General features: G+C 71.8%; 3 protein-coding genes. All 3 read right to left on the reverse strand.

Annotation, left to right across the window (positions count from 1 at the left end):
• The coding region (locus tag Q0112_RS01525; RefSeq protein WP_297970492.1) for a VWA domain-containing protein at nucleotides 1–919 on the reverse strand (919 nt) is incomplete at its 3' end.
• Nucleotides 916–1,821, reverse strand: a complete 906-nt coding sequence (locus Q0112_RS01530) for a MoxR family ATPase (protein WP_297970494.1) — start codon at nucleotides 1,819–1,821, stop codon at nucleotides 916–918. The genes Q0112_RS01525 and Q0112_RS01530, both read right to left, overlap by 4 nt.
• A gap of 170 nt (nucleotides 1,822–1,991) precedes the next feature.
• On the reverse strand, nucleotides 1,992–2,552 hold a 561-nt coding region (gene ilvN / locus Q0112_RS01535), incomplete at its 5' end, for an acetolactate synthase small subunit (RefSeq protein WP_297970496.1).

A 2,552-nucleotide genomic window follows, 5' to 3' on the forward strand; every position in this document is an offset into this window, starting at 1 on the left:
GGAGGCACGCGCCGATCCGCATCCCCCCCTCCCAGTCCTGCGCCTCCTGCCCGGCCGCCGCCAGCGCCTCGTCGACGTCGCGCCGGCGCAGGTGCCGGGTGATGTTGGTCAGCCGCGTGCCGAAGGTGAAGGCATGCACCTGCCCCCAGGCCGCGCCCTTCACGTTCGCCGCCGCGTGCAGGAAGTGCAGCAGCATCCGGCTGTAGTCCGACATCGAGCCCGAGATGTCGCAGAGCGCGACGAGGTTCGGCCAGCGCACCCGCCGCGCCCGGGTGACGAAGTCCTGCACCTCGCCGCCCGAACGCAGCGCCGCGCGCATGGTGCCACGCCAGTCGGCGACCCGCCCGCGCGGATCGACCCGGGTGCGCCGGCTCGCGAGCGGCTTGACCGGCAGCACCACGCGCGCGATCGCCCGCCGGGCGGCAGCCTGCTCGGCGGCCGACATCTGCGCGAAGTCCATCGCCTTCAGCCGCTCGTCGGCCGAGAAGGTGAGCGTCGCATCGAACGCGATCTCCGCCTCGCCCTCCTCCCGCGGCTCGCGCGGCACCTCGGCCCCGTCGAGCAGCGCCTCGGCCGCCCGCCGCTCGGCGGCCGCCGGATCGGGCGGGGGGTTCGCCCCGCGCACCAGCGGGGTGAGGAGCGCCATCATCTGCTCGACGAACTGCGGGTCGCGCCAGAAGAGGCGGAAGACCTGCGCGAAGACCTCGCGGTGCTCGGGACGGCTCACGAAGCAGGCCTGCAGCGTGTAGTAGAAATCCCGCCGGTCGCCGAAGCCCGCCGCCTCTACCGCCCGGATCGCCTCGAGCGTCCGCCCGGTCCCGACCGGCAGCCCCGCCTTGCGCAGCGCGCGGGCGAAATGGGCGATGTTCTCCGCGAGCTTGCCCTCCGCCGGGACGGGAAGCGGCGCGGCCCCGCTCACCCGATCCCCGCCCGCGCCTCGTCGAGAAGGCGCGTCACCTCGGCGTTCTGCAGCCGCGCGATGTCGTCCTGATACTTGAGCAGCGCCCCGAGCGTGTCGGCGACGACCTGCGGGCTGAGCGCGACGGTATCGAGCGCGACGAGGCACTTCGCCCAGTCGATGCTCTCGGCGACGCCGGGCTTCTTGAACAGATCCTCGCCGCGCAGCCGCTGCACGAAGGCGACCACCTCGCGGCTCAGCGCCTCGGTCGCCTCCGGCGCCCGCGCCTTCAGGATCGCGAGCTCGCGCTCGAAATCGGGATAGTCGACCCAGTGGTAGAGGCAGCGCCGCTTCAGCGCGTCGTGCACCTCGCGGGTCCGGTTCGAGGTGATGACCACGATCGGCGGCTTCTCGGCGCGGATGGTGCCGAGCTCGGGGATCGTCACCTGGAAGTCGGAGAGCGCCTCGAGCAGGAAGGCCTCGAACGGCTCGTCGGTGCGGTCGAGCTCGTCGACGAGCAGCACCGGCGGCCCCTCCGGCTGCGGCTCCATCGCCTGCAAGAGCGGCCGGCGGATCAGGAAGCGCTCGGAGAAGAGCTCCTCGGTCAGCGCATGCCGGTCGGCCTGGCCCTCGGCCTCGGCGGCGCGGATCGCCACCATCTGGGCGGGGAAGTTCCACTCGTAGACCGCGCTCGCGACGTCGAGCCCCTCGTAGCACTGCAGCCGGATCAGCCGCCGCCCGAGCGCCTGCGAGAGCGCCTTGGCGATCTCGGTCTTGCCGACGCCCGCCTCGCCCTCGAGAAAGAGCGGCCGCCCGAGCTTCAGCGCCAGGAAGACGACGGTCGAGAGCCCGCGCCCCGCGACATAGCCGGCACCGGCGAGAAGCGCCTGCGCCGCGTCGATGCTCGCCGGCAATGCTGACATGGTCGGTCCCTCCCCGGCTCATATGAGAGAGCGCCGCCCGGAAGGGCAAGCCCGCCCGAGAACGACGGGCACTCGGGTGAAATCAGGATTTCGCGCGCGAAACTATAAGTATCCCATTGATCCTGAAGGGATTCGTCGGGTTAACACTTCGTTACGCGCGCGAGCCCGCATCAGACCCCGCGGGCGATCGCCGCGACGCCGGTCCGCGCCACGTCGACGAGGCCGAGCGGGCGCATCAGCGCGATGAAGGCGTCGACCTTCTCCGGCGCCCCGGTCAGCTCGAAGACGAAGCTCTCGAGCGTGGTGTCGACGACCCGCGCGCGGAAGACCTCGGAGGTCCGCATCGCCTCGACCCGCTTCTCGCCGGTGCCGCGCACCTTGATGAGCGCCAGCTCGCGCTGCACCGCCTTGCCCTCGACGGTGAGGTCGTGGACGTCGTGCACCGGCACCAGGCGGCCCAGCTGCGCCTTGATCTGCTCGATCACCGCCGGCGTGCCGGTGGTGACGATGGTGATGCGCGACAGATGCCCCTCGTGGTCGGTCTCGGCGACCGTCAGGCTCTCGATATTGTAGCCGCGGCCGGAGAAGAGGCCGATGACGCGGGCGAGCACGCCCGCCTCGTTGTCGACGAGGACGGCGAGCGTGTGGGTCTCCTCCGGCCCCGTGAAGGGGTCGCGCAGGTCGTAGGCGCTGTGGCGGCTGGCGCCTTTCTTGAGGGCGAGGGCGTTCAT

Source organism: uncultured Amaricoccus sp. (assembly GCF_937858865.1).
GTDB lineage: Bacteria > Pseudomonadota > Alphaproteobacteria > Rhodobacterales > Rhodobacteraceae > Amaricoccus.